The organism is Brevundimonas sp. AAP58 (assembly GCF_001295975.1).
Taxonomy (GTDB): domain Bacteria; phylum Pseudomonadota; class Alphaproteobacteria; order Caulobacterales; family Caulobacteraceae; genus Brevundimonas.
The window spans coordinates 40,413-63,320 of sequence record NZ_LJHU01000077.1 but is presented as its reverse complement, the minus strand read 5'-3'; the positions used below and the strand labels follow the sequence as shown (position 1 = coordinate 63,320).

Sequence of the window (22,908 nt, the reverse complement as noted above, 5' to 3'; positions counted from 1 at the left end):
GTCAATGGCAACGCTTGAGATTGCGGCCATCACGGGGCATCAATCCGGCAATCTAGTCGGGATTGCCCAGAGATTATCCTGAGCTCTGCCTTAGTTTCCGAAATGATGCTCATCAGTGGAACCGGCCGTGGCCGACAGGTCTTGTTGGCCCTGTAAAACTGAGTAACGGACCGCGAAGCCTTTCCTCCCCGGCGGTCCGTGCAGCATTGAAAAGGATACTGTCATGCTTCGCACTCGACTGCTGACTGCCACCGCTGCCATCGCCCTGTTCGGCGCGGGCCCCGCCTTCGCCCAGGACGCCTCGCCCGCCCAGCCGGCTCCGGCCCAGCCCGCTGCCGAAGCCTCGGCCCAGGCCCAGACCCCGGCGTCGACCAACACGGTCGTCGATGTGCTGCGTGAGCGCGGCGAGTTCTCGACCCTGCTGTCGGCGCTGGACGCCGCCCAATTGACGGAGACCCTGCGCACCCAGCCCGCGGTGTCGATCTTCGCCCCGACGGACGCGGCCTTCGCGGCCCTGCCGGAAGCGGAGCGCACACGCCTGCTGGACCCGGCCAACGTCAATGAACTGCGTCAGCTGCTGCTCTATCACGTGATCGTCGCCGACGTGAACTCGAGCCAGATCGAGGGCGCGCTGGGTGGCGTCGAGACGGCCGCCCGCACCCAGGTCCAGCTGGACGGTACCGGCGACGCGATCAAGGTCGACGCCGCGACCGTGACCCAGGCCGATATCGACGCCGGCAATGGCGCGATTTTCGTTATCGACCGCGTCCTGAACCCGGCCCAGTCGCTTGTCGCGACGGGTGACGCGGAAGAGGAGGCGACGCCGCCGGTCTCGGATGAGGTCGAGCCGGTCGCCCCGGCTGACGACGCCACCATGACCGACGATGGCATGCAGGGCGACATGGACGCGGGCGAAGTCGCCCCGCCGTCGACCAACCCGGCTCCGCAGGCCGCGGCTGGCGTGGATGCCGCGATCAAGGCTCCGAACGGTGAAGTCGCGACCTCGGTCGAGACCGTCGCCTCGCCGCCCGTTCCGAACCCCACGGACGGTCAGCAGGACGACACCACCGAAACCGAAGAGCCGCAGTCCTAAGCGGGCCTTCGCACCGACCTCGTGACAGGTCCGGTTGAGTTGAAGGGCGGCGGGCTCTAGGGTCCGCCGCCTTTCCTTTTGCGCCTGCGAAACCGCCTTGAAACAGACCGAACCGCTCGCCTTCCAGGACCTGATCCTGACGCTGCACCGCTACTGGGGCGACCAGGGCTGCGCCATCCTGCAGCCCTATGACATCGAGGTCGGGGCCGGCACGCTGCATCCTGCGACCGTGCTGCGCGCGCTGGGCAAGAAGCCGTGGAAGGCCGCCTACGTCCAGCCCAGCCGCCGCCCCGGCGACGGCCGCTATGGCGAAAACCCCAACCGGCTGCAGCACTATTATCAGTATCAGGTCATCCTGAAGCCCAACCCGGACGATCTGCAGGACCTGTATCTGAACAGCCTGAAGGCCATCGGCATCGATCCGAAGCTGCACGACATCCGCTTCGTCGAGGACGACTGGGAGAACCCGACGGTCGGGGCCTGGGGTCTGGGCTGGGAGGTGTGGTGCGACGGCATGGAGGTGACGCAGTTCACCTACTTCCAGGGCGTCGGCGGCATCGAGGTCGATGTGGTGTCGGGCGAGCTGACCTATGGGCTGGAGCGCCTGGCCATGTATGTCCAGGGCGTTGATAATGTTTATGATCTGAAGTTCACCAAGGAGGGAACGACCTACGGCGAGGTCTTCCTGGAGAATGAGCGCCAGCAGTCGGAAGCGAACTTCCACGGCTATGACGTCGAGGGGTTGAAGCGTCGGTTCGAGGACATGGTGGCGGAGGTGTCGCGGCTGCTGGCCATGACCGGGCCGCAGGGGCAGGCGCTGGTGCTGCCGGCCTATGACCAGGTGCTGAAGGCCAGTCACCTGTTCAACCTGATGGACGCTCGCGGCGCGATCGCGGTGGCCGAACGGCAGAGCTACATCGGCCGCATCCGGGACCTGTGCAAGGCGTGTGCGCTGGCTTGGGTCGAACAGGAAAGGGCGGCGGCGTGACGTCTCCCTTCCCCTCGAGGGGGAAGGGTTGGGGATGGGGTGGAGGCACCAAGTCTCTGATGAGCCCCGAAGACTCCGACGCCCCTCTGATCGATCGGTTCGCGCGAACGCCGAAGATCAAGCCAGGCGGGGTCGACCGCGCGCGCCGCCTTCGGTCCGAACCCACCCGCACCGAAGCTCGGCTCTGGCAGCACCTTCGTAAGCTTGAGGTCCGTTTCCGCAGGCAAGCTCCCATCGGTCCCTACATCGTCGATTTCGCCTGCCATTCAGCGAAGCTGGTGATCGAGGTCGATGGCGGCGTTCACAACCGGACCGACGTCGCCCTGCGAGATCTGACCCGCGACGAGTGGCTCATAAGCCAAGGCTATCGCGTTCTGCGCTTCCCGACGCAGCGGGTTGAACGAGAGATCGACACCGTGGTGGCAAAGATCAGCAAAGCCGCCGGAGCCTACGTGCCTCCCGGCTTCGCCCGTGCCTCCACCCCATCCCAACTCTTCCCCCTCGAGGGGAAGGGCTCTAGCGAAATCTGATGCCCCAACTCCTTCTTGAACTCTTCTCCGAGGAAATCCCCGCGCGGATGCAGGCGCAGGCCGCGCGTGATCTGGAGCGCATGGCGGGCGAGCGGCTGAAGGCGACCGGGCTGACATACGAGGCGCTGACGACGTTCGCGGGGCCCCGGCGGCTGACCCTGGTGGTCGAGGGTTTGCCGGCGGCGACGCCGGATCGGTCGGAGGAGCTGAAGGGGCCCAAGGTCTCGGCGCCGGAGCAGGCGCTGGAGGGCTTCCTGAGAAAGACCGGTCTGACGCGTGAGCAGCTGACCGAGCGCGACGGCGTGCTCTATGCCGTGATCGAGCAGAAGGGGCGGTCCACCGCAGACCTGATCCCCGAGATGGTCGAGGGGATTATTCGCGGTTTCCCCTGGCCGAAGTCCATGCGGTGGGAGACGGGCAGCCTGACTTGGGTCCGGCCGTTGAAGCGCATCCTGTGCCTGTTCGACGGGGCGGTCGTGCCGTTCGCGGTCGAGGGCATTCAGAGCGACGACTTGACCGAGGGGCACCGCTTCATGGGCTCGGGTCATCCGCTGAAGGTGCGGTCGTTCGAGGACTACCGGACGCAGCTGGAGGCCAATTTCGTCCTGCTGGATCAGGCGGATCGCAAGCTCCGCATCGTCGAGGGCGCCCGAGCCGTATGCCAGGCGCAGAACCTGCAGATGATCGACGACGACGGCCTGCTGGAGGAGGTCTCGGGTCTGGCGGAATGGCCGACGCCGATCCTGGGCGACATGGACCCGTCGTTCCTCGACCTGCCGCCGGAGGTGATCCGGCTGTCGATGAAGACGCACCAGAAGTATTTCGCCGTGCGCGACCCGGCGACGGGCGGGCTGGCCCCCAACTTCGTCGTCGTGGCCAACGTCGAGGCGACCGATGGCGGCAAGGCGCTGGCGGCCGGCAACAGCCGTGTGCTGTCGGCGCGCCTGAACGACGCCCGCTTCTTCTGGGACGAAGACAGGAAGGTCGGCTTCGACGCCTGGCTGAAGAAGCTGGAGGGCGTGACCTTCCACGCCAAGCTGGGGACCATGGCCGAGCGGGTGGAGCGGATCGCGGCGCTCGCCCGCGAGATCGCGCCGCTGGTCGGGGCCGATCCGGATCAGGCGGAACAGGCGGCTCGTCTCGCAAAAGCCGATCTGGCCAGCGGCATGGTCGGCGAGTTTCCTGAACTTCAAGGCGTGATGGGCGGCTATTACGCGAGAGCCCTGCTTCCTTCTCCCTTCCCCTCGAGGGGGAAGGGCCGGGGATGGGGTGGAGGCACTGAGTGGCCGGTGACCCCGGAAGACTCCGTCGGAGTCTCCTCGCCTCCTGACGAAGATCGTGCCTCCACCCCCACCCAACCTCGTCGGACCGGCTTCGCCGATCCTTCCTCGACCCCCCTCGAGGGGGAGGGCTCAGCCTTGGCCGACGCCATCCGCGACCACTACAAACCGCAGGGTCCGGGGGACACGGTCCCGACCGCGCCGCTGACGGTGGCGGTGGCTCTGGCCGACAAGCTGGATACGCTTGCTTGCTTCTACGCCATCGACGAACGGCCTACAGGGTCGAAGGATCCTTTCGCACTGAGGCGTGCTGCGTTGGGTGCCATTCGACTGATCGTGGAGAACGGTCACCGGGTTCCGTTGGCTCAGACACTAATCGTCTGCGCATTCTACGCTGTTTCAGCTGCCTCAAGAATTGCGATGCGCGATGCGCAGGCGAGCATGGCGAGAACACTTGCAGCAGCTGAGAACGATAAGTTCCCATCTTTGCTCAAGTTCGCCTCGGACCTCATCAATAAAGCTCACACCAAAGTCGGGGGCGAGCAGCACGATAATGAAATCGACGTTGATGGTGAGGTCCTCGCCTTCTTCGCCGACCGCCTGAAAGTCCTCCTGCGCGATCAGGGCAAGCGCCACGACCTGGTGGATGCCGTGTTCGCGCTGGGCGACGACGACCTCGTCCGCATCGTGCGTCGGGTCGAGGCGCTTGACGCCTTCCTCGCTACCGACGACGGGGCGAACCTGCTGGCGGGCTACAAGCGGGCGTCCAACATCCTCAAGGCCGAGGAGAAGAAGGGGCCGCTGCCGGAGGGTGCCGTCGGGACCGGCCTGCCCAACCAGCCCGAGGCCGAGACGACGCTGGCCTTCGCCGTCGAACGGGCGCGAGGCGCGGTGGATCAGGCGCTGGCGACCGAGGACTTCGCCGCCGCCATGACGGCGCTGGCGGGCCTGCGCGCCCCGGTGGACGACTTCTTCACCGACGTGATGGTCAACTCCGATGTGCTGGAGGAGCGCGAGAACCGGCTCAAGCTGCTGGGTCAGGTGCGCGCGGTCATGGGCCGCGTCGCCGATTTCGGGCAGGTGGCGGGGTAGTTCAACGCACCCGCTCGTCTTGGGACGTCATCCTGGGATCGGACGCTGCGCGCCGACCCTCACGAGCTGACTATCCAACGCCAGCGCCTTCATATACCTGCGTAAAATGAGGAACTCGCCTTTCACTACCTGGCGTAAGCGCGATCTGGCCTATCAGCTTCTGGTTCACGCCCTGGCCGTCGTCGGCATGGTGTGTCTGGTCACCGACTGGCTCGGGCGCACACCGTAACGAACCATCGGCAGGGGCCGGCTCGCCGCATTTCCCCTGTTCCTCCGTGCGAAATCGAGAGCTCTAGGGCGAGCCCCGGAGGGCGCATAGCCGCCTCTTGATCCTGACCGGCATGCCTCGCTTCAGCACCCGGTCCCTAAATTCGCGAGGATGAGCGACCGAGCGGGGAAATCCCTCAGCCGTCCACCAGTTCCTGCAGCATGGGCGCGAGCCGCGCCTTCATGCGCTCGCACTCCTCGGGCGACAGCTTCATGCCGCCTGACAGGTCGCGGCCGACCGCGACGCCCATGAGGATGCCCGCCAGGATCCGCGCCCGGATCGCCGCGTCCTCGCCGCCCAGCCAGGCGGTGAAGGGCTCGTAGAAGCCTTCGATCGCGGCTTGCTGCACGATCTCGGCGGCCTTGGGCGAGCCGGCGGACTTCAGCATGATCAGCAGCCAGGCCAGATCCTCGTCCTTGGCGGGACCATAGATCAGGTCCTCGGCCATGCGCTCGCCGAAGGTGGCGCGGTCGCCGTCCATCAGCTCGTCGCCGTCGCAGTCGTCGAGCACCGCGCGGAACAGCTCCTCCTTGGAGCCGAAGTAGCGGGAGATCAGGGCCGGATCGACCCCCACGTCGCGGGCGATATCGCGCATGCCCACCTGCTCGTAGCTCTCGGCCGCGAAACGTTTGGCGGCGGCGTCGAGAATCGCCGTGCGCGTCGCGGCGGCGTTGCGAGGGCGTGGGCAGACGGCGGCGAAACCCAATGTGATCTCCCTGGAAAGTCCCGAATCTGCGGCGTTCAGGTCCTGTCTTGCTGTTATCCCGATATGACGATGTCACCACGTGTTGACAAGCGTGAGGGTTCGTCACATCTAAGTCAACAGGCGTTGACCACCCCCCGGTAGATTGGGTCGCCGCCTGACAGGGAAATCCTCCGACAGGGAGATTGCGCGCATGCGCGGGCTGAAGATTCTGGCCGTGTCCGTCCTTCTGACGGGCGCGCTTTACGGCTGTTCGCAACGTTCGGAGGCCCAGGGGCCGCCGCCCGCCGCCCCGGTCACGGTCGCCGTGCCGCTGGCCGAGAGGGTTGTGGACTGGGACGACTTCACCGGCCGGTTCGAAGCGACCAGCCAGGTCGAAGTGCGCGCCCGCGTCGGCGGCTTTATCCAGGCGGTTCACTTCCGCGACGGCGATTTCGTCCGGCGCGGCCAGTTGCTGTTCACCCTCGATCCGCGTCCGGCTCAGGCCCAGCTGGCCGCCGCCCGCGCGGCGCTCAGCCAGGCCGAGGCCCAGCTGACGCTCGCCCGCACCAACCTGACCCGCTCGGAAGGGTTGCTGGCCAGCCAGGCCGTTAGCCAGGCCGAGGTCGACACCAACCGCGGCGCGCTGCAACAGGCCGAGGCGGCCGTCGCCTCAGCCCAGGCCAATGTCCGCGCTCGCCAGCTGGATCTGGAGTTCACGCGCGTCGTGGCTCCGGCGTCGGGTCGCGTATCGGACCGCCGCGTCGATCCGGGCAACCTGATCGCCGGTGGTTCGTCGCAAGCCGACGTCCTGACGACCATCGTCTCGTCCTCGCCGATCTACTTCGTTTTCGAGGCATCTGAGGCCCTGCTGCTGAAGTACCAGCGTGACGCCCGCGCGGGCCGCTCGGCCCCAGTGCGCGTGCGCCTGCAGGACGAGGCGGAGTTCACCCGCGCCGGTACGCTCGACTTCACTGACAACGCCGTCGATCCGGCGTCGGGCACCATCCGCGCCCGGGCTGTCATTCCCAACGCCGACGGCTTCCTGAAGCCGGGCATGTTCGCGCAAGGGCGCGTGGCCGGCGCCGGGGCCTATGACGCCCTGCTGGTCCCCGACAGCGCCGTCGCCACCGATCAGGCGCGCCGCGTGGTCATGGTCGTTAACGCCGACGGCACCGTCACGCCGACGCCGGTTCAGCTGGGGCCGCTGGTCGATGGGCTGCGGGTCATCCGCTCGGGCATCCGGCCGACGGACCGCATCATCATCGACGGCCTGCAACGCGCCATGCCCGGCATGAGGGTCCAGCCGACCAATGGCCGCATCCAGCGCCAGCCGCGCCAGGAGCAGGCCCCGGTCACCACCGCCCCGCCCGCCGCCACCGGCACCTCGGCCGGGGCCCTGACGCAATCGCTCGCCTCCGGCGACTGAAGGCCTGATCGATGAACATCTCGCGCTTCTTCATCGACAGGCCGATCTTCGCGGCCGTCCTGTCGGTCTTCATCACCCTGGTCGGGGTGTTCGCCTATCCGCTGTTGCCCCTGTCGCAGTACCCGGAGATCGCGCCGCCCACGATCACCATCAATACCGCCTATCCCGGCGCCTCGGCCGAGACCCTGGCCGAGACCGTTGCCGCTCCCATCGAGCAGGAGGTGAACGGGGTGGAGAACATGCTCTATCTGACGTCGTCCTCGACGTCGGACGGGGCGGTCGCCATCACCGTGACCTTCCAGCCGGGCACGGACCTGGATCAGGCCCAGGTGCTGGTCCAGAACCGGGTCGCGCTGGCCGAACCGCGCCTGCCCGAACAGGTGCGTCAGGTCGGGGTGGTGGTGAACAAGCAGACCACCAGTTTCCTGATGGTCATCGGCCTGACCTCTCCGGGCGAGGTGCTGTCCAACGACTACGTCGGCAACTACGCCAACGCCAACATTCGCGACCGCTTGCTGCGGCTCGAGGGCGTGGGCGCCGTCCAGGTTTTCGGCGGCGGCAACTATTCGATGCGGATCTGGATCGATCCGAACAAGGCCGCGGCGCGCGGGCTGAACGCCACCGACATAACCGCCGCGCTTCAGGCCCAGAACGTCCAGGCCGCCGCCGGCTCCATCGGCCAGCCGCCGTTCGCCACCAACGCCGCCGCCTTCCAGCAGCCGATCCAGGTCCAGGGCCGGCTGTCGGACCCGGAACAGTTCGCCGACATCGTCATCCGGACCGACCCGACCACCGGCGCCGTCACCCGCATCCGCGACGTGGCCCGTGTCGAGCTGGGGGCGCAGGACTACGGCATCCGCGGCTTCTTCGACGGCGAGCGCGGGGTCGGCATGGCCATCCTGCAACAACCGGGATCGAACGCGCTCGGCACCGCCGACCGGGTGCTGGCCGAAGTCGAGGCCATCCGCGCCGAACTGCCCCAGGGCATGGAGGTCAGCGTCCCCTACAACCCGACCGAATTCGTCGCCAAGTCGGTGGAGAAGCTGCAGACCACCCTGATCGAGGCCATCGTCCTCGTGGTCCTGGTCGTGCTGATCTTCCTGCAGAGCTGGCGCGCGGCCATCATCCCGATCGTGGCCATTCCGGTCTCGCTGGTCGGCACCTTCGCGGTGTTGCTCGGGCTCGGCTATTCGATCAACTCGCTCTCGCTGTTCGGCCTCGTCCTGGCCGTCGGCATCGTGGTCGACGACGCCATCGTCGTGGTCGAGAACGTCGAACGCTATCTGCGCCAGGGCCTCAGTCCCAAGGAGGCCGCCTACAAGTCCATGCAGGAGGTGTCGGGCGCCCTGATCGCCATTGGCCTGGTGCTGGTCGCGGTGTTCGTGCCGACCATGTTCGTGCCGGGGATTCCGGGCATCTTCTATCGCCAGTTCGCCGTGACCATCGCGGCCGCCTCGGTGATCTCCCTGTTCGTGTCGCTGACGCTGTCGCCGGCCATGTCGGCGGTGTTGCTGCGCCATCATCAGCCGCATGACGATGCGACCGCCCGGCGCGGCGGCTGGCGCGAGATCCCCTACCGGGCGGCCTGGGCCGGGCGTCAGTTCAACCGCGGTTTCGAATGGCTGTCGGAGAAGTACGGCCGCTTCACCGCGCGCGCGGTGCGGGTCATCGGCCTGGTTCTGGCGGTCTATGTCGGCATGCTGGCGCTCACCGCCTGGCGTCTGATCGACACCCCGTCGGGCTTCATCCCCGAGCAGGACCAGGGCTACCTGATCGGCGTCATCCAGCTGCCGGCCGGATCGTCGCTGGACCGGACCCAGGCGATCATGACCCAGGCGTCCGACATCATGAAGTCGACCGAAGGCGTGGACGGCACCGTGGCCTTCGCCGGCCTGGATGGCTCCAGCTTCTCGTTCGGCTCCAACGCCGCGACCATCTTCGTGCGGCTGGACGACTTCAAGTATCGCACCACGCGCGAAACCGCGGCCGTGGCTCTGGCCGGCGCCATCACCGGCGCGTCCCAGGGCATCCAGGGCGCCAACATCTTCGTCATCGCCCCTCCGGCGGTCCAGGGTCTGGGCAACGGCAACGGCTTCAAGATGATGATCCAGGACCGCCAGTCCGCCGGCTACGGCGCGCTGGAGGGGGCCACCTTCGCCATGATGGGCGCGGCGGCCCAGACCCCGGACCGGGTCCAGCAGGTGTTCTCCCTCTACAACACCGGCTCGCCGCGCGTGACCGCCGACGTCGACCGCGACCGGGCCCTGATGATGGGGGTCCAGCCCAACGACGTGTTCAACACGCTCGGGGTCTATCTCGGCTCGTCGTACGTCAACGACTTCAACCTGCTCGGCCGCACCTTCCGGGTGACCGCCCAGGCCGAGCCCGCCTATCGCGATGATCTCGCCGACATCGCCAATCTGAAGGTCCGCGCGTCCTCTGGCGCCATGGTCCCCATCGGCTCGCTGGCGACTTTAAAGGAGGAATCCGGACCTGCCCGCGTGGTCCGCTACAACCTGTTCACGGCTTCCGAGCTTCAGGGCGCGGCCGCTCCGGGCGTCTCGTCCGGCCAGGCGCTGGCCCACATGGAGCAGATGGCCGAACAGGTCCTGCCGCCGGGCTTCAGCTATGAATGGACCGAGCTGGCCTTGCAGGAGAAGGCGGCGGCCGGGGGCGCGGCGCCCATCTTCATCGTCGCCGTGCTGATGGTCTTCCTGGTGCTGGCCGCCCAATACGAGGCCTTCACCCTGCCGCTGGCCGTGCTGCTGATCGTGCCGCTGTGTCTGCTCGCCGCCATGCTGGGGGTGAACGCGCTGGGTCTCGACAACAACATCCTGGTGCAGGTGGGTCTGATCGTGCTGATCGCGCTGGCGGCCAAGAACGCCATCCTGATCGTGGAGTTCGCCAAGCAGGCTGAGGAGGAGCAGGGCCTCGACACCCGCGACGCCGCCGTCGAGGCCGCGCGCATCCGCCTGCGTCCGATCCTGATGACCTCCTTCGCCTTCATCCTGGGCGTGCTGCCCCTGGTGCTGGCCACCGGTCCGGGGGCGGAGATGAGCCGCTCGCTGGGGGCCGCCGTCTTCTTCGGCATGCTGGGCGTGACCCTGTTCGGCCTCGTCTTCACCCCGGTCTTCTATGTGATCACCCGGGCGCTGGCGAAGCGGCTGCCGCAGGGCGCGAAGAAGAAGCCGCCCACCTCCGGCGGCCACGACGAAGGCGACTTCGCCGGACCGTCCACCATCACCCAGCCTGGACCCGCGCCCGCGCTCGGCGCGCCGCGGCAGGGAGACGCCGCATGATCCGCTCCAAGATCACCCCCCTCCTGACCGCGGTCGCCGCCACCGCCCTGTTGGCGGCCTGCGCGGTCGGGCCGAAGGCGCCTGACGCCCCTCTCCCCCCCTCGGCGTCGGGCGCCTTCGTGAGCACGCCGGTCGGGACCGCCAACGGCGCGGTCTCGACGGCCGAGGCGCGCGACGACTGGTGGCGGCTCTACGCCGACCCGGTGCTGGACGGCCTGATCGAACAGGCCTTCGCCGAGAACAACGAGCTGGAAGCCGCGATCGCCAATGTCCGCTCGGTGCGTGCCACCCTTAGCGAGACCCGTGGCGGCCGCCTGCCCACCCTGACGGCCACGGCGTCGGGCACCTACAGCCGCCAGTCGGCCGGCTCGATCCCGCCCGGCCAGGGTCCCGGCGGGGCGCAGGAGGAGCTGGAGACCTACGACGTCGGGCTGGAGACCAGCTACGAGGTCGACCTGTTCGGTCGCGTCTCGGCCGCCATTCGCGCCGCCCGCGCCGACGCCGACGCCTCCGAGGCCGCCATGCGCACGGTCCAGATCACGGTAGCGGCCGAGACCGCCCGCGCCTATGCCGACGCCTGTTCGGCCAACGCCCAGATCGCCGTGGCGGAACGGACGATCTCGCTCCAGGGCCGCACTGCCGATCTGACCCGGCGCCTGCGGGACGGCGGGGCGGGTTCGGGCCTCGATGTCGCCCGGGCCGAATCCCAGCTGGCCTCCACGCGGGCCCAGTTGCCCACGCTGCGCGCCCAGAGGGACGGGGCTTTGTTCCGGCTCGCTACCTTGACCGGCCGCACCCCGGCCGAGGTCAGCGAGGCGGCGCGCGCCTGCACCCGTCCGCCCCAGCTGTCCCAGCCCATTCCGGTCGGCGACGGCGCGGCCCTGCTGGCCCGTCGCCCCGACGTCCGCGAGGCCGAACGTCGGCTGATCGCGGCGGCGGCGCGGGTCAATGTGGCCGTCGCCAACCTCTATCCCCGCATCACTCTGGGCGGCTCGCTGGGCGCCACCGCGCTCGACATCGGCGAACTGGGCGAGGAGGACAACTTCCGCTTCAGCCTGGGCCCGCTTCTGACCTGGTCCTACACCAACCCCGGCGTCGCCCAGGGGCGTGTGAATCGGGCAGAGGCCAACACCGACGCCGCGCTGGCCACCTTCGACCAGACGGTGCTTCTGGCGCTTCAGGAGACCGAGACGGCGCTGACCAACTACGCCAACGAGCTGGACCGCCGCGCCGCCCTGACCGAGGCCCGAGACCAGGCCGCCGAGGCCGCGCGCCTGGCCCGGTTACGCTTCGACGCCGGGGCCGACAGCTTCCTCTCGGTGTTGGACGCCGAACGCACCGAGGCTTCGGCCGAGGCGACGCTGGCGCAGTCGGAAGCCCTGGTCACGACCTACCAGATCGCCCTGTTCAAGGCCTTGGCGGGCGGTTGGGAAGCTTGACCGTCGATCAAGCAGATCGAGCATGTTTCGTGCTCGATCTGCCGTCTGTGTCGCGCCAATCGGAAATCGTTTGCGCTATCCGGCCCGCTTGTCGTTAAATGCTGCCATGCAGCAAAAGGGCCCTTCCGAGCCGCGAGGCTTCGTCGTCCAACCGCGCCGCCTGCCCAAGGCCGACGCGACCGCGCGCGTGCGCGATTTCGGCGAGATCATCGTCAAGCCGACGGCCGAGGCGCTCGAGACCCAGGCCGGGCGCTGCACCGACTGCGGCGTGCCCTTCTGCCAGAACGCCTGTCCGCTACAGAACAACATCCCAGACTGGCTGAACCTCGCCGCCGAAGACGACCTGCGCGAGGCCTGGCGCGTGGCCTCGGCCACCTCGACCATGCCCGAGATCTGCGGCCGCATCTGCCCGCAGGACCGGCTGTGCGAGGGCTCCTGCACGCTGAACCAGTCCGGCTGGGAGGCTGTGACCATCGGCTCGGTCGAAGCCTTCATCGGCGACACCGCCTTCGACAACGGCTGGGTCGAGCCGATCCGTCCGGCCCATGAACGCGGCGAGAGCGTCGGCATCGTCGGGGCGGGTCCGGCGGGCCTGGCCGCCGCCGACCGGCTGCGCGAGCAGGGCTATGCCGTCACCGTCTACGACCGTCATGACCGGCCGGGCGGCCTGCTGATCTATGGCATCCCCGGCTTCAAGCTGGAGAAGCGCATCGTCCAGCGCCGCATCGATCGCCTCGTCGACGGCGGCGTGGTCTTCGTCACCGGCTGCGAGGTCGGACGCGACGTGACCCTGCCCGAGCTGCGGGAACGGCACGACGCCGTGCTGCTGGCCTTCGGCGTTTATCAGGCGCGGGCGCTTCAGGTCCCGGGCGCGGGGCCGGGCGACACGGTCGCGGCGCTCGACTTCCTGATCCACCAGAACCGCCGCGATCTGGGCGACGCGGCCGGAGCCGACTGGCACACCGCCGAGGGCCGCGAGGTCGTCGTCGTCGGCGGCGGCGACACGGCCATGGACTGCGTCCGCACCGCGATCCGCCAGGGCGCCAAGTCGGTGACCTGCCTGTATCGGCGCGACCGTGAGAACATGCCGGGTTCCGCGCGCGAGGTCGCCAACGCCGAGGAAGAGGGCGTGGTCTTCGAATGGCTGGCCGCGCCCAAGGCCCTGATGTCGAAGCGCGATCAGGTCGCCGCCGTCCGCGCCGCCCGAATGGCCCTGTCCGAGCCGGAGTTCGGCAAGCGCCGCGAGATCGTCCCGGTCGCGGGCACCGACTTTGACGTCAAGGCCGACATGGTGATCGAGGCCTTGGGCTTCGAACCCGAGGCCTTCGCCGCCCATGACCCGGACCTGGCCCTGACCGACTGGGGGACGCTGAAGGTCGCGGGCCGCAGCAGCGCGACCAGCCTGCCGGGCGTCTTCGCCGCCGGCGACGCCGTGCGTGGCGCCTCCCTGGTCGTCTGGGCCGTGAAGGACGGGCAGGACGCCGCCGCCGAGATCGATCGCTATCTCCGCGCCGGTACGCAGGAGGTGGCGGCATGAGCCACCCCCTCCTCTCCGCTCACCCCGGCGAAAGCCGGGGCCCAGTTCTTTGGGCGAAGACTCTCACCCGCCTCATCCGAAAACCCAGTCCAACGCAGCATGCCTCGCGAAAGAACTGGGTCCCCGCTTTCGCGGGGATGAGCGGATTGGGAAGTGACTGAGATGAGTTGGCTGCAAAACCACGAGCGTGATCGTCAGAGATTGATCGACGCCCACGCCTATGATCCCTTATCCGAGCGCGACGCCTGCGGCGTGGGCCTCGTCGCCGCCATCGACGGCAAGCCGCGCCGCGAGGTGGTCGAACTCGCCATCAAGTCTCTGAAGAACGTCGCCCACCGGGGCGCGGTCGATCCGGATGGCTTGTCGGGCGACGGCGCCGGCCTGATGGTCGAGGCGCCGCAAGCCTTCTTCGCCGAACAGGTGCGGATGATCGGCCAGCGGCTGCGGCCCGGCCCCATCGCTATTGGCCAGATCTTCCTGCCGCGCACCGACCTGGGGGCCCAGGACCGGGCCCGCGCCATCGTCGAGACCGAGGTGCTCAGAGCGGGGTTCTATATCTACGGCTGGCGCCAGACGCCGATCGATCTGTCGGTCGTCGGCTCAAAGGCCGATGCCACCCGGCCGGAGATCGAGCAGATCATGCTGGCCGTGCCCGCTGACCTGGCCGGGGACGACAAGCGCGAGATCGTCGAGGGCGAGCTCTATCTGGTCCGCCGCCGCATCGAGAAGGCGATCACGGCCGAGGGCGTGCCGGGTTTCTATGTCTGTTCGCTGTCGTCGCGGTCGCTCATCTACAAGGGCATGGTGCGGGCCGAACTGCTGGACCGGCTCTATCCCGACCTGCTGGATCCGCGCTTCGAGGCGGCCTACGCCATCTTCCACCAGCGCTATTCCACCAACACCTTCCCCGAATGGCGGCTCGCCCAGCCGTTCCGCATGCTGGCCCACAACGGCGAGATCAACACGCTGAAGGGCAATCTGAACTGGATGCGGAGCCACGAGATCCGCATGGCCGCCACCGCCTTTGGCGACCACGGCGAGGACGTGAAGCCGGTGGTCCAGGCGGGCGGATCGGACTCCGCCTCGCTCGACAATGTGTTCGAAGTTCTGGTCCGGGCGGGGCGGCCCGCGCCGATGGCCAAGGCCCTGCTTATCCCCGAGGCCTGGGCCAAGGACGAAGGGCTGATGAAGCCCGAGCACCGGGCGCTCTACGCCTACTGCAACGCCGTGATGGAGCCGTGGGACGGCCCGGCCGCCATCTGCGCCACCGACGGCCGCTGGATCGTGGCGGGCAAGGACCGGAACGGCCTGCGCCCCTTGCGCGCCATGGAGACCCACGACGGCCTGCTTCTGGCAGGGTCCGAGGCCGGGCTGGCGGGCCTGCCCGAGAGCCGGATCAAGCGCCGCCTGCCCATCGGCCCCGGCCGCATGATTGTCGCCGACCTCAAGACCGGCGTCGTGCTGGACGAGACCCAGGCCATCGACGCGCTCGCCGCCGACCACCCCTATACGGAGTGGCTGGAGAACATGGTCGATCTGGAGCCCCTGATCGGCCCCGGACCCGAACCCCGCGCCGCCACCGGCGAAGCCCTGACGCGCCGCCAGATCGCGGCGGGATACAGCCGCGAAGACCTCGACCTCCTGCTCGATCCCCTCATCAAGGACGGCAAGGAGGCGGTCGGCTCCATGGGCGACGACGCCCCGCCCGCGGTGCTGTCGGCCCTGCCGCGCCCGCTGGCCCACTACTTCCGCCAGAACTTCAGCCAGGTCACCAACCCGCCCATCGATCCCCTGCGCGAAGCCGGGGCGATGAGCCTTAAGACCCGGTTCAAGAACCTGGGCAACATCCTCGCCGAGGAAGAGGCTCAGACGAACGTCTTCGTGCTGGACAGCCCGGTTCTGACCACCGGCATGTACGAGCGGATGCTTGATGTGGTCGGCGCGGGCTCGACCGTGGTGATCGACTGCTCCTATCCGCTGCCGGGGCCAGAGGATCGCGCGGGCGCGGGCCTGCGTGCCGCGCTTGATCGCATTCAGGCCGAGGCCCAGGCCGCCGTCGAGGGCGGGTCGGGGCTGGTCGTCCTGACCGACGAGCGGGCATCGGACAGCCGCATCGCCATCCCGATGATCCTGGCCACGGCCGCCGTACACAAGCGGCTGACGGATGCCGGTCTGCGGACCTACGTCTCCATCGTGGTGCGTTCGGCCGAGGTGCTGGACCCGCACGGGTTCGCCGTGCTTGTCGGGGTCGGTGCCACGGCGGTCAATGCCTGGCTGGCGCAGGAGATGTTCCAGGAGCGGCTGGATCGCGGCGCCTATCCGGGGCTGAGCCTCCGCGACGCCTGCCTGAACTACAAGGCCGGCATCGAGGCCGGGTTGATGAAGACGCTCGCCCGTAAAGGCATCAGCGTCATCTCCGCCTATCGCGGCGGCTGCGAGTTCGAGGTGCTGGGCCTGTCCCGCGCCGTCACAGCCGAGTTCTTCCCCGGTGCGCCCTCGCGCATCTCCGGCATCGGCCTGGCCGGTCTGGAGAAGGCGGCGATGACCCGCCACGCGCTGGCCTGGACCGAGGCGACGCCGACCCCGGCCATGGGGGGCTTGTTCCGCATCCGCGCCGGCGGCGAGGCCCACGCCAACGACGCCCGCACGATCCATCTGCTGCAGGACGCCTGTAATCGCGGCGACTATCGCCGGTTCAAGCAATACTCCGAGGCCGTGCGCGAGCAGCCCGATCTGGCCCCGCGCGACCTGCTGGACTGGAAGGAGGGCCTGACGCCCGTCCCGATCCATGAGGTCGAGAGCGTCTCGGACATCCGCCGTCGCTTCCTGACGCCGGGCATGAGCCTGGGGGCCCTGTCGCCCGAGGCTCACGGCGTGCTCAACGTCGCCATGAACCGCATCGGGGCGCGCAGCGTCTCGGGCGAAGGCGGCGAGGACCCGGACCGCTACGCGACCCGTCCCGACGGCGACAACATGAACTCGGCGGTCAAGCAGATCGCGTCGGGCCGTTTCGGCGTCACGGCCGAATATCTGAACCAGTGCCGCGAGATCGAGATCAAGATCGCCCAAGGGGCCAAGCCCGGCGAGGGCGGCCAGCTGCCCGGCTTCAAGGTCACCGAGTTCATCGCCCGGATGCGGCACTCCACGCCCGGAACGACCCTGATCAGCCCGCCGCCGCACCACGACATCTATTCGATCGAGGACTTGGCCCAGCTCATCTACGACCTGAAGTCGATCAACCCGGACGCGCGGGTGACCGTGAAGCTGGTCTCGGCGTCAGGCATCGGCGCCATCGCCTCGGGCGTCGCCAAGGCCAAGGCCGACTGCATCCTGATCGCCGGCCACAACGGCGGCACGGGGGCCTCGCCCCAGTCTTCGATCAAGCACGCCGGCCTGCCGTGGGAGATCGGTCTGGCCGAGACCCATCAGGTGCTGAGCCTGAACAACCTGAGGAGCCACGTCGTCGTGCGCGCCGACGGCGGCATGCGGACCGGCCGAGACATCGTCGTCGCCGCCATCCTGGGGGCCGAGGAATTCAACATCGGCACCGCAAGCCTGATTGCCATGGGCTGTCTGATGGTGCGCCAGTGCCATTCCAACACCTGCCCCGTCGGCGTCTGCTCCCAGGACCCGCGGCTGCGCGAGAAGTTCACCGGCACGGCCGACAAGGTCGTGAACCTGTTCAGCTTCATCGCCGAGGAGGTGCGCGAGATCCTGGCGTCGCTCGGCGCGCGGACGCTGGACGAGATCGTCGGGCGCACCGACCTGCTGCGTCAGGTGCGGCGCGGCGGGTCGCACCTGGACGACCTCGACCTCAACCCGCTGCTGGTCCGGGTCGAGGCCGCCGAGAAGAAGGCCTGGGCCGAGAAGGGCCGCGCCGAGGTCCCGCCGACGCTGGACGCCCGCATCCTCAACGACGCCTGGGCCTTCCTGGACCGAGGCCAGACGTCGGAGCTCAGCTATCCCATCTCCAACGTCATGCGGACGATCGGGGCGGGCGTCAGTTCGGCCATCGTGCGCCGCTGGGGGCCGACGGGGCCGACAGGCGTCCTGACGCTGAAGCTCGCCGGTTCGGCCGGTCAGTCGTTCGGCGCGTTCGGCGCGAAAGGGCTGAAGCTGGAGCTGACCGGCGAAGCCAACGACTATGTCGGCAAGGGGCTGTCCGGCGCCGACATCGTGGTCAAGCCCATTGAATGGCGCGAGCACCAGCCCGCCATCGGCAACACGACTCTCTACGGCGCCACCTCCGGTCGGCTGTTCGCGGCAGGCAGCGCGGGCGAGCGGTTCGCCGTCCGCAACTCGGGCGCTGAGGCCGTGGTCGAGGGGGCCGGCGCCCACGCCTGCGAATACATGACCGGGGGTCGCGTCGCGATCCTGGGGCCGGTGGGCTGGAACCTGGCGGCGGGCATGTCCGGGGGAGAGCTGTTCGTACTGGACGAGGCGGGTCGCACAGGACTGGCGCTGAATGGCGACCTGGCCTCCTTCGCGCCGGTCACCGAGGCGGCGGCGGGGCGGTTGAAGGCCCTGATCGAGGCGCATCTGGCGGCGACGGGATCGCCTCTCGCGCGGCGGCTGCTGGGAGCCTGGGGCGACAGCCTGAAGCGGTTCGTTCGCATCGTGCCGACCCCCGTCGCCGAGGCCGAGCGCAAGCTTGACGCAGGCGAGGCGGTTCCGGCGTGATGCTTCACGCGCTCTGTCCGATCCCTCCCCAAAGCTTCGTCATCACCGGGCTTGTCCCGGTGACCCATAGACACGGTCCTACGAAATGACGCACTGCGGCTCGAGGGTCGGTGCGAACTCGCGCCGTTCGCGTCTATGGGTGGCCGGGACAGGCCCGGCCATGACGATTTGGGGGTTGGTCGCCCTTGGTGCCGCTCTGCCCACCCAGGCCTCCGCCGCCCCCGCCCTCCTCGCGCATCAGGCGCCGCTGGCCATCGACGCGGCGGCGACGGGCTGGATCCTGGTGTCGACGGCGCTGGTCCTGATGATGACCCTGCCGGGGCTGGCGCTGTTCTATGGCGGCATGGTCCGCAAGAAGAACATCATCTCGACCATCGCCCATTCGGCGGCGTCCTTCATGGTCGTGACGGTGCTGTGGTTCGTCGTCGGCTACAGCCTGTCGTTCGGCGTCTCGGGCGAACCCACCAACGGCTTCATCGGCGGCTTCCAGGCCCTGTTCCTGAATGGCGTGACGATCGAGACGGCACACAGCCTGGCCCCCGGCCTGCCGGAATACCTGTGGATCGCGTTCCAGCTGACCTTCGCCATCATCACCCCGGCCATCATCGCCGGGGCCTTCGCCGAGCGGATGAAGTTCTCGGCCAGCGTCCTGTTCTTCGCCCTGTGGCATCTGATCGTCTATGCGCCGATCTGCCATCAGGTCTGGGGCGGCGGCTGGCTGGGCGGCTGGGGCGTGCTGGACTTCGCGGGCGGGGCGGTGGTCCACGTCAATGCCGGCGTAGCCGGCCTGGTCTGCGCGCTTGTGCTCGGCCCCCGCCACGGTTTCGGACGGGACAATATGGCGCCCGCCAACCTCGCCTATGCCGCAATCGGCACCGGACTGCTGTTCGTCGGCTGGCTCGGCTTCAACGCAGGCAGCGCATGGGCGGCGGACGGCATCGCGGCGGTGGCGGCGCTGAACACCATCCTGGCCCCCGCTGCCGCCGCCTTCGGCTGGATGGTGGTGGAGTGGATCGATCAGAAGCGGCCGACGCTGCTCGGCCTCCTGTCCGGTCTCGTCGGTGGCCTCGTGGCCGTGACCCCAGCCGCCGGTTTCGTTGACCCTAAGGGCGCCTTCCTGATCGGCCTCGTCGGCGGCCCGGCCTGCTATGCCGGTTCAGTCTGGCTCAAGCGCGCGCTGAAGTACGACGACAGCCTGGACGCCTTCGGCATCCACGGCGTGGGCGGCATCGTCGGCGCGGTCCTGACGGGCCTGCTCGCCAGCGCCTCGATCAACGGCCTGTCGGAAGGGGCCGACGTCGTGAAGCAGATCCTGGGTCTGCTCGCCGTTATCGCCTGGAGCGCGGTCGGGACCTGGATCGTGCTGGTGGTCTGCCGTTTCACCACAGGTCTGCGCGTTGATCGGGATGGCGAAATCGAGGGGCTGGACTACTCCCAGCACGGCGAATCCATCCACTGAACGCCCGGGGCGAAATTGCCACGCGCCCGTCGTGGTGAACGGATTTTGGAACTTTCTTCCAATTTCGTCTTGTGCGGCGCAGCGATGTCTGGCCTTATGGGCGAGTAGCAAGGAGCCGGCCGTGAGCCCGTCGACCCGTCACACCCCGAACGCCCGCACGGCTCGCGCCGTCGCAGCTTCGCGCGTCCAGACCGTCTCGATCGCCCTGAACACCCTCATTCTCAGCGTACTTCTTGGCCTGCTCGCCGGAGCGGCGTGGACGCTGACGACCTGAACCCAACCAAAACAGGATCGCTCGCAGCCACCCGCTCCCGAAAGGAAGCGGGTTTTTTGTTGCGCGCGGTCCGGAGAAGCCACCGGACCCGAACTCGTGACGACGCAAGATTTCACCTCCAGCCCCCGGCACCGCAGCGCGGTGGTCACGCGCGGTCCGAACCGCGCGGCAGCCCGCAGCTACCTGCGCGCGGCGGGCATGCAGGACGCCGACTTCGACAAGCCGATGATCGCGGTGGTCAACACCTGGTCGTCGGTCACGCCCTGCAACATGCACCTGGACCGTCTGGCCGCCGACGTGCGCGCGGGCATCCGGGCGGCGGGCGGATACCCGGTCGACTTCAACACCATCGTGGTGACCGACGGCATCTCCATGGGCACACCGGGCATGAAGGCCTCGCTGATCTCGCGCGAGGTCGTCGCCGACTCCATCGAGCTGGCGGTGCAGGGGCACCAGCTGGACGGCGTGGTCTGCATCGTCGGCTGCGACAAGACCATCCCAGCCGCCGCCATGGCCCTGGCGCGCATGGATATCCCCGGCCTGGTCTATTACGGCGGCACCATCCTGCCGGGCGTGGTTGGCGGGCGTGAGGTCTCCATCCAGGAGGTGTTCGAGGCCATCGGTGCGCATGGCGCGGGCGCGCTGGACGACGATGGGCTGAAGGCAGTCGAAAGCGCGGCCTGTCCCGGTGCCGGGGCCTGCGGCGGACAGTTCACGGCCAACACCATGGCCATGGCCCTGTCGGTCATGGGCCTGTCGCCGATGGGGGCCAACGACGTGCCCGCCGTCGACCCGGCCAAGGCGGAGGAGGGCGAACGCTGCGGCCGTCTGATCGTCGAGCGGGTCTTCGCCGGAGACACGGCGCGCAAATACATCACCCGCGCCAGCCTGAAGAACGCCGCCGCCGCCGTCTCGGCCTCGGGAGGATCGACCAACGCGGTGCTGCATCTGACCGCCATCGCGGCCGAGGCGGGGATCGCCTTTGGCGTCGAGGACATGAACGCGGCCTGCGAGGCCACGCCGGTCATTTGCGACCTGAAGCCCGGCGGGCGGTTCCTGGCCAGCCATCTGTACGCGGCGGGCGGCACCCGGCTGGTGACCCAGCGGTTGGCGGAGACGGGCAAGATCACCAACACCCCGACCGTCTCGGGCCGCAGCCTGTTCGCCGAGGCTGCGGAGGCGCAGGAGTCGCCCGGCCAGCAGGTGGTCTCGACCGTAGCTGCCCCATTCAGCCCGCGCGGTTCCTATGCCGTGATCTATGGCGACGTCGCGCCTGACGGGGCGGTGATCAAGCTGACCGGGCACAAGGTCGACCGCTTCGAAGGCCCGGCCTGCGTGTTCGATAGCGAGGAAGACGCCTTCCATGCCGTGCAGGATGGGTCGGTGGGCGAGGGCGACGTTATCGTCATCCGCTACGAAGGCCCGCAGGGTGGCCCCGGCATGCGCGAGATGCTGCAGGTGACCGCCGCGCTGAAGGGCCGGGGCATCCACGACGTCGCTCTGATCACCGACGGGCGGTTCTCGGGGGCCAGCTATGGTTTCGTCGCCGGACACGTTTCGCCCGAAGCGGCGGCCGGCGGACCGATCGCCCTGATCCGCGACGGCGACCGCATCACCATCGACGTCACCGCGCGCCGGATCGATGTCGCCGCCGACCTGGCCTCGCGCCGGGCCGGTCACACGCCCCCGCCGCTGAACGCCGCCACGGGCGTCTTCGCCAAATACCGCGCCTCGGTCGCCTCGGCGGCCCAGGGCGCGGTGACCATCCCCAATCCTCCGCCCGCTCAAGTCCGGGCCGACGCCAAGCAAACCCAGGAAGCCTGAGCCATGCAGATCTACACGAACGACGACATCCGCCCCGGTGCCATCGCCGGCCAGCGCATCGCCATCATCGGCTACGGCTCGCAGGGCCGGGCCCATGCGCAGAACCTGAAGGAAAGCGGCCACGACGTGATCGCCGGCGTTCGCCAGGGCGGCAAGGGTTGGCGGAACGCCACCGCCGATGGCATCGCCACGGCCGAGCCGGCGGACGCCGTGAAGGGTGCCGACATCATCGCCATCCTGACGCCCGACATGGCCCAGGCGGCGATCTACAAGGAGACGATCGAGCCGCACGCCAAGAAGGGCGCGGCCATCCTGTTCGCTCACGGTTTCTCGATCCTGTACGGCCGGGTCCAGCCGCGAAAGGACATGGACGTCATCCTGGTCGCGCCCAAGGGGCCGGGCGATCTGGTGCGCCGTGAATACGCGCGCGGACGGGGCGTGCCCGCCCTGTTCGCCATCGAGCAGGACGCGACCGGCAAGGCCCGCGACCGGGCCATGGGCTATGCCAAGGGCATCGGCGGGGCGACCGGCGGCCTGTTGGAAACCAGCTTCAAGGAAGAGACCGAGACCGATCTGTTCGGCGAACAGGCCGTCCTGTGCGGCGGGGCCAAGGAGCTGGTCATGGGCGGCTTCACCACCCTGGTCGAGGCCGGCTACCAGCCCGAGATCGCCTACTTCGAGTGCATGCACGAGCTGAAGCTGATCGTGGACCTGTTCTACGAGGGCGGCGTCACCAAGATGAACGAGTTCATCTCCGAGACGGCCAAGTGGGGCTCGGTCTCGTCCGGTCCGCGCGTCATCAACGCCGAGACCCGCGCCCGGATGAAGGAGATCCTGTCCGAGATCCAGTCGGGCCAGTTCGCCCGCGAATGGATCGCCGAGAACGAGGCGGGCAAGGGTGCCTACGATGCCCTGGTCAAGGCCGACGGCGACCACCTGATCGAGTCGGTCGGGGCGGGTCTGCGCGAGCGGATGGCCTGGCTGCACGCGCCGAAAACCGCCGAAGCCGCCTGATCCTGAAACTGCAAAAACGT

At 68.6% G+C, this 22,908-nt stretch carries 14 protein-coding genes; 13 read left to right on the top strand and 1 reads right to left on the bottom strand.

Features of this window, described 5'->3' with window-relative positions; genetic code table 11:
- Positions 1–223: 223 nt before the first annotated feature.
- From IP78_RS10950 to glyS, 4 genes are all read left to right on the top strand, one after another.
- Positions 224–1,093, top strand: a complete 870-nt coding sequence (locus IP78_RS10950) for a fasciclin domain-containing protein (RefSeq protein WP_054111717.1) — start codon at positions 224–226, stop codon at positions 1,091–1,093.
- Positions 1,094–1,190: 97 nt separating this feature from the next.
- On the top strand, positions 1,191–2,081 hold the full coding sequence (locus IP78_RS10945) for a glycine--tRNA ligase subunit alpha (RefSeq protein WP_054111716.1): 891 nt from the start codon (positions 1,191–1,193) through the stop codon (positions 2,079–2,081).
- A gap of 59 nt (positions 2,082–2,140) precedes the next feature.
- Positions 2,141–2,611 (top strand): endonuclease domain-containing protein, encoded by a 471-nt coding sequence (locus IP78_RS10940; protein ID WP_082384968.1) that lies wholly within the window; start codon positions 2,141–2,143, stop codon positions 2,609–2,611.
- Positions 2,611–4,983, top strand: coding sequence for a glycine--tRNA ligase subunit beta (gene glyS / locus IP78_RS15685; protein ID WP_054111715.1), 2,373 nt, complete (start codon positions 2,611–2,613; stop codon positions 4,981–4,983). Before IP78_RS10940 ends, glyS begins: the two co-directional genes overlap by 1 nt.
- 404 nt (positions 4,984–5,387) lie before the next feature.
- Here the strand turns inward: glyS and IP78_RS10930 are convergent, their stop codons facing one another.
- The gene (locus tag IP78_RS10930; protein WP_231680992.1) at positions 5,388–5,957 is read right to left on the bottom strand and encodes a TetR/AcrR family transcriptional regulator; all 570 of its coding nucleotides are present in this window, start codon (positions 5,955–5,957) and stop codon (positions 5,388–5,390) included.
- 190 nt (positions 5,958–6,147) lie between these two features.
- Here IP78_RS10930 and IP78_RS10925 point away from each other — a divergent pair, with 190 nt between their 5' ends.
- From IP78_RS10925 to ilvC, 9 genes are all read left to right on the top strand, one after another.
- Entirely contained in the window at positions 6,148–7,362 is a 1,215-nt protein-coding gene (locus tag IP78_RS10925) for an efflux RND transporter periplasmic adaptor subunit (RefSeq protein WP_054111713.1), read from the top strand.
- Between the two features lie 11 nt (positions 7,363–7,373).
- On the top strand, positions 7,374–10,661 hold the full coding sequence (locus tag IP78_RS10920) for an efflux RND transporter permease subunit (protein ID WP_054111712.1): 3,288 nt from the start codon (positions 7,374–7,376) through the stop codon (positions 10,659–10,661).
- Complete coding sequence (locus IP78_RS10915) at positions 10,658–12,100, top strand: efflux transporter outer membrane subunit (protein ID WP_054111711.1); 1,443 nt, start codon at positions 10,658–10,660, stop codon at positions 12,098–12,100. Before IP78_RS10920 ends, IP78_RS10915 begins: the two co-directional genes overlap by 4 nt.
- Before the next feature lie 106 nt (positions 12,101–12,206).
- Complete coding sequence (locus tag IP78_RS10910) at positions 12,207–13,637, top strand: NAD(P)-dependent oxidoreductase (protein ID WP_054111710.1); 1,431 nt, start codon at positions 12,207–12,209, stop codon at positions 13,635–13,637.
- Between the two features lie 162 nt (positions 13,638–13,799).
- Positions 13,800–18,317 (top strand): glutamate synthase large subunit, encoded by a 4,518-nt coding sequence (gene gltB / locus IP78_RS10905; RefSeq protein WP_054111709.1) that lies wholly within the window; start codon positions 13,800–13,802, stop codon positions 18,315–18,317.
- 160 nt (positions 18,318–18,477) lie between these two features.
- Entirely contained in the window at positions 18,478–19,776 is a 1,299-nt protein-coding gene (locus IP78_RS10900; protein WP_054111708.1) for an ammonium transporter, read from the top strand.
- 121 nt (positions 19,777–19,897) lie between these two features.
- Entirely contained in the window at positions 19,898–20,050 is a 153-nt protein-coding gene (locus IP78_RS15300) for a hypothetical protein (protein WP_156320377.1), read from the top strand.
- Between the two features lie 96 nt (positions 20,051–20,146).
- Positions 20,147–21,874: a dihydroxy-acid dehydratase gene (locus tag IP78_RS10895; RefSeq protein WP_197272440.1), complete on the top strand. Its 1,728-nt coding sequence runs from the start codon at positions 20,147–20,149 to the stop codon at positions 21,872–21,874.
- Between the two features lie 3 nt (positions 21,875–21,877).
- Positions 21,878–22,888, top strand: a complete 1,011-nt coding sequence (gene ilvC, locus IP78_RS10890; protein ID WP_054111707.1) for a ketol-acid reductoisomerase — start codon at positions 21,878–21,880, stop codon at positions 22,886–22,888.
- Positions 22,889–22,908: the final 20 nt, after the last annotated feature.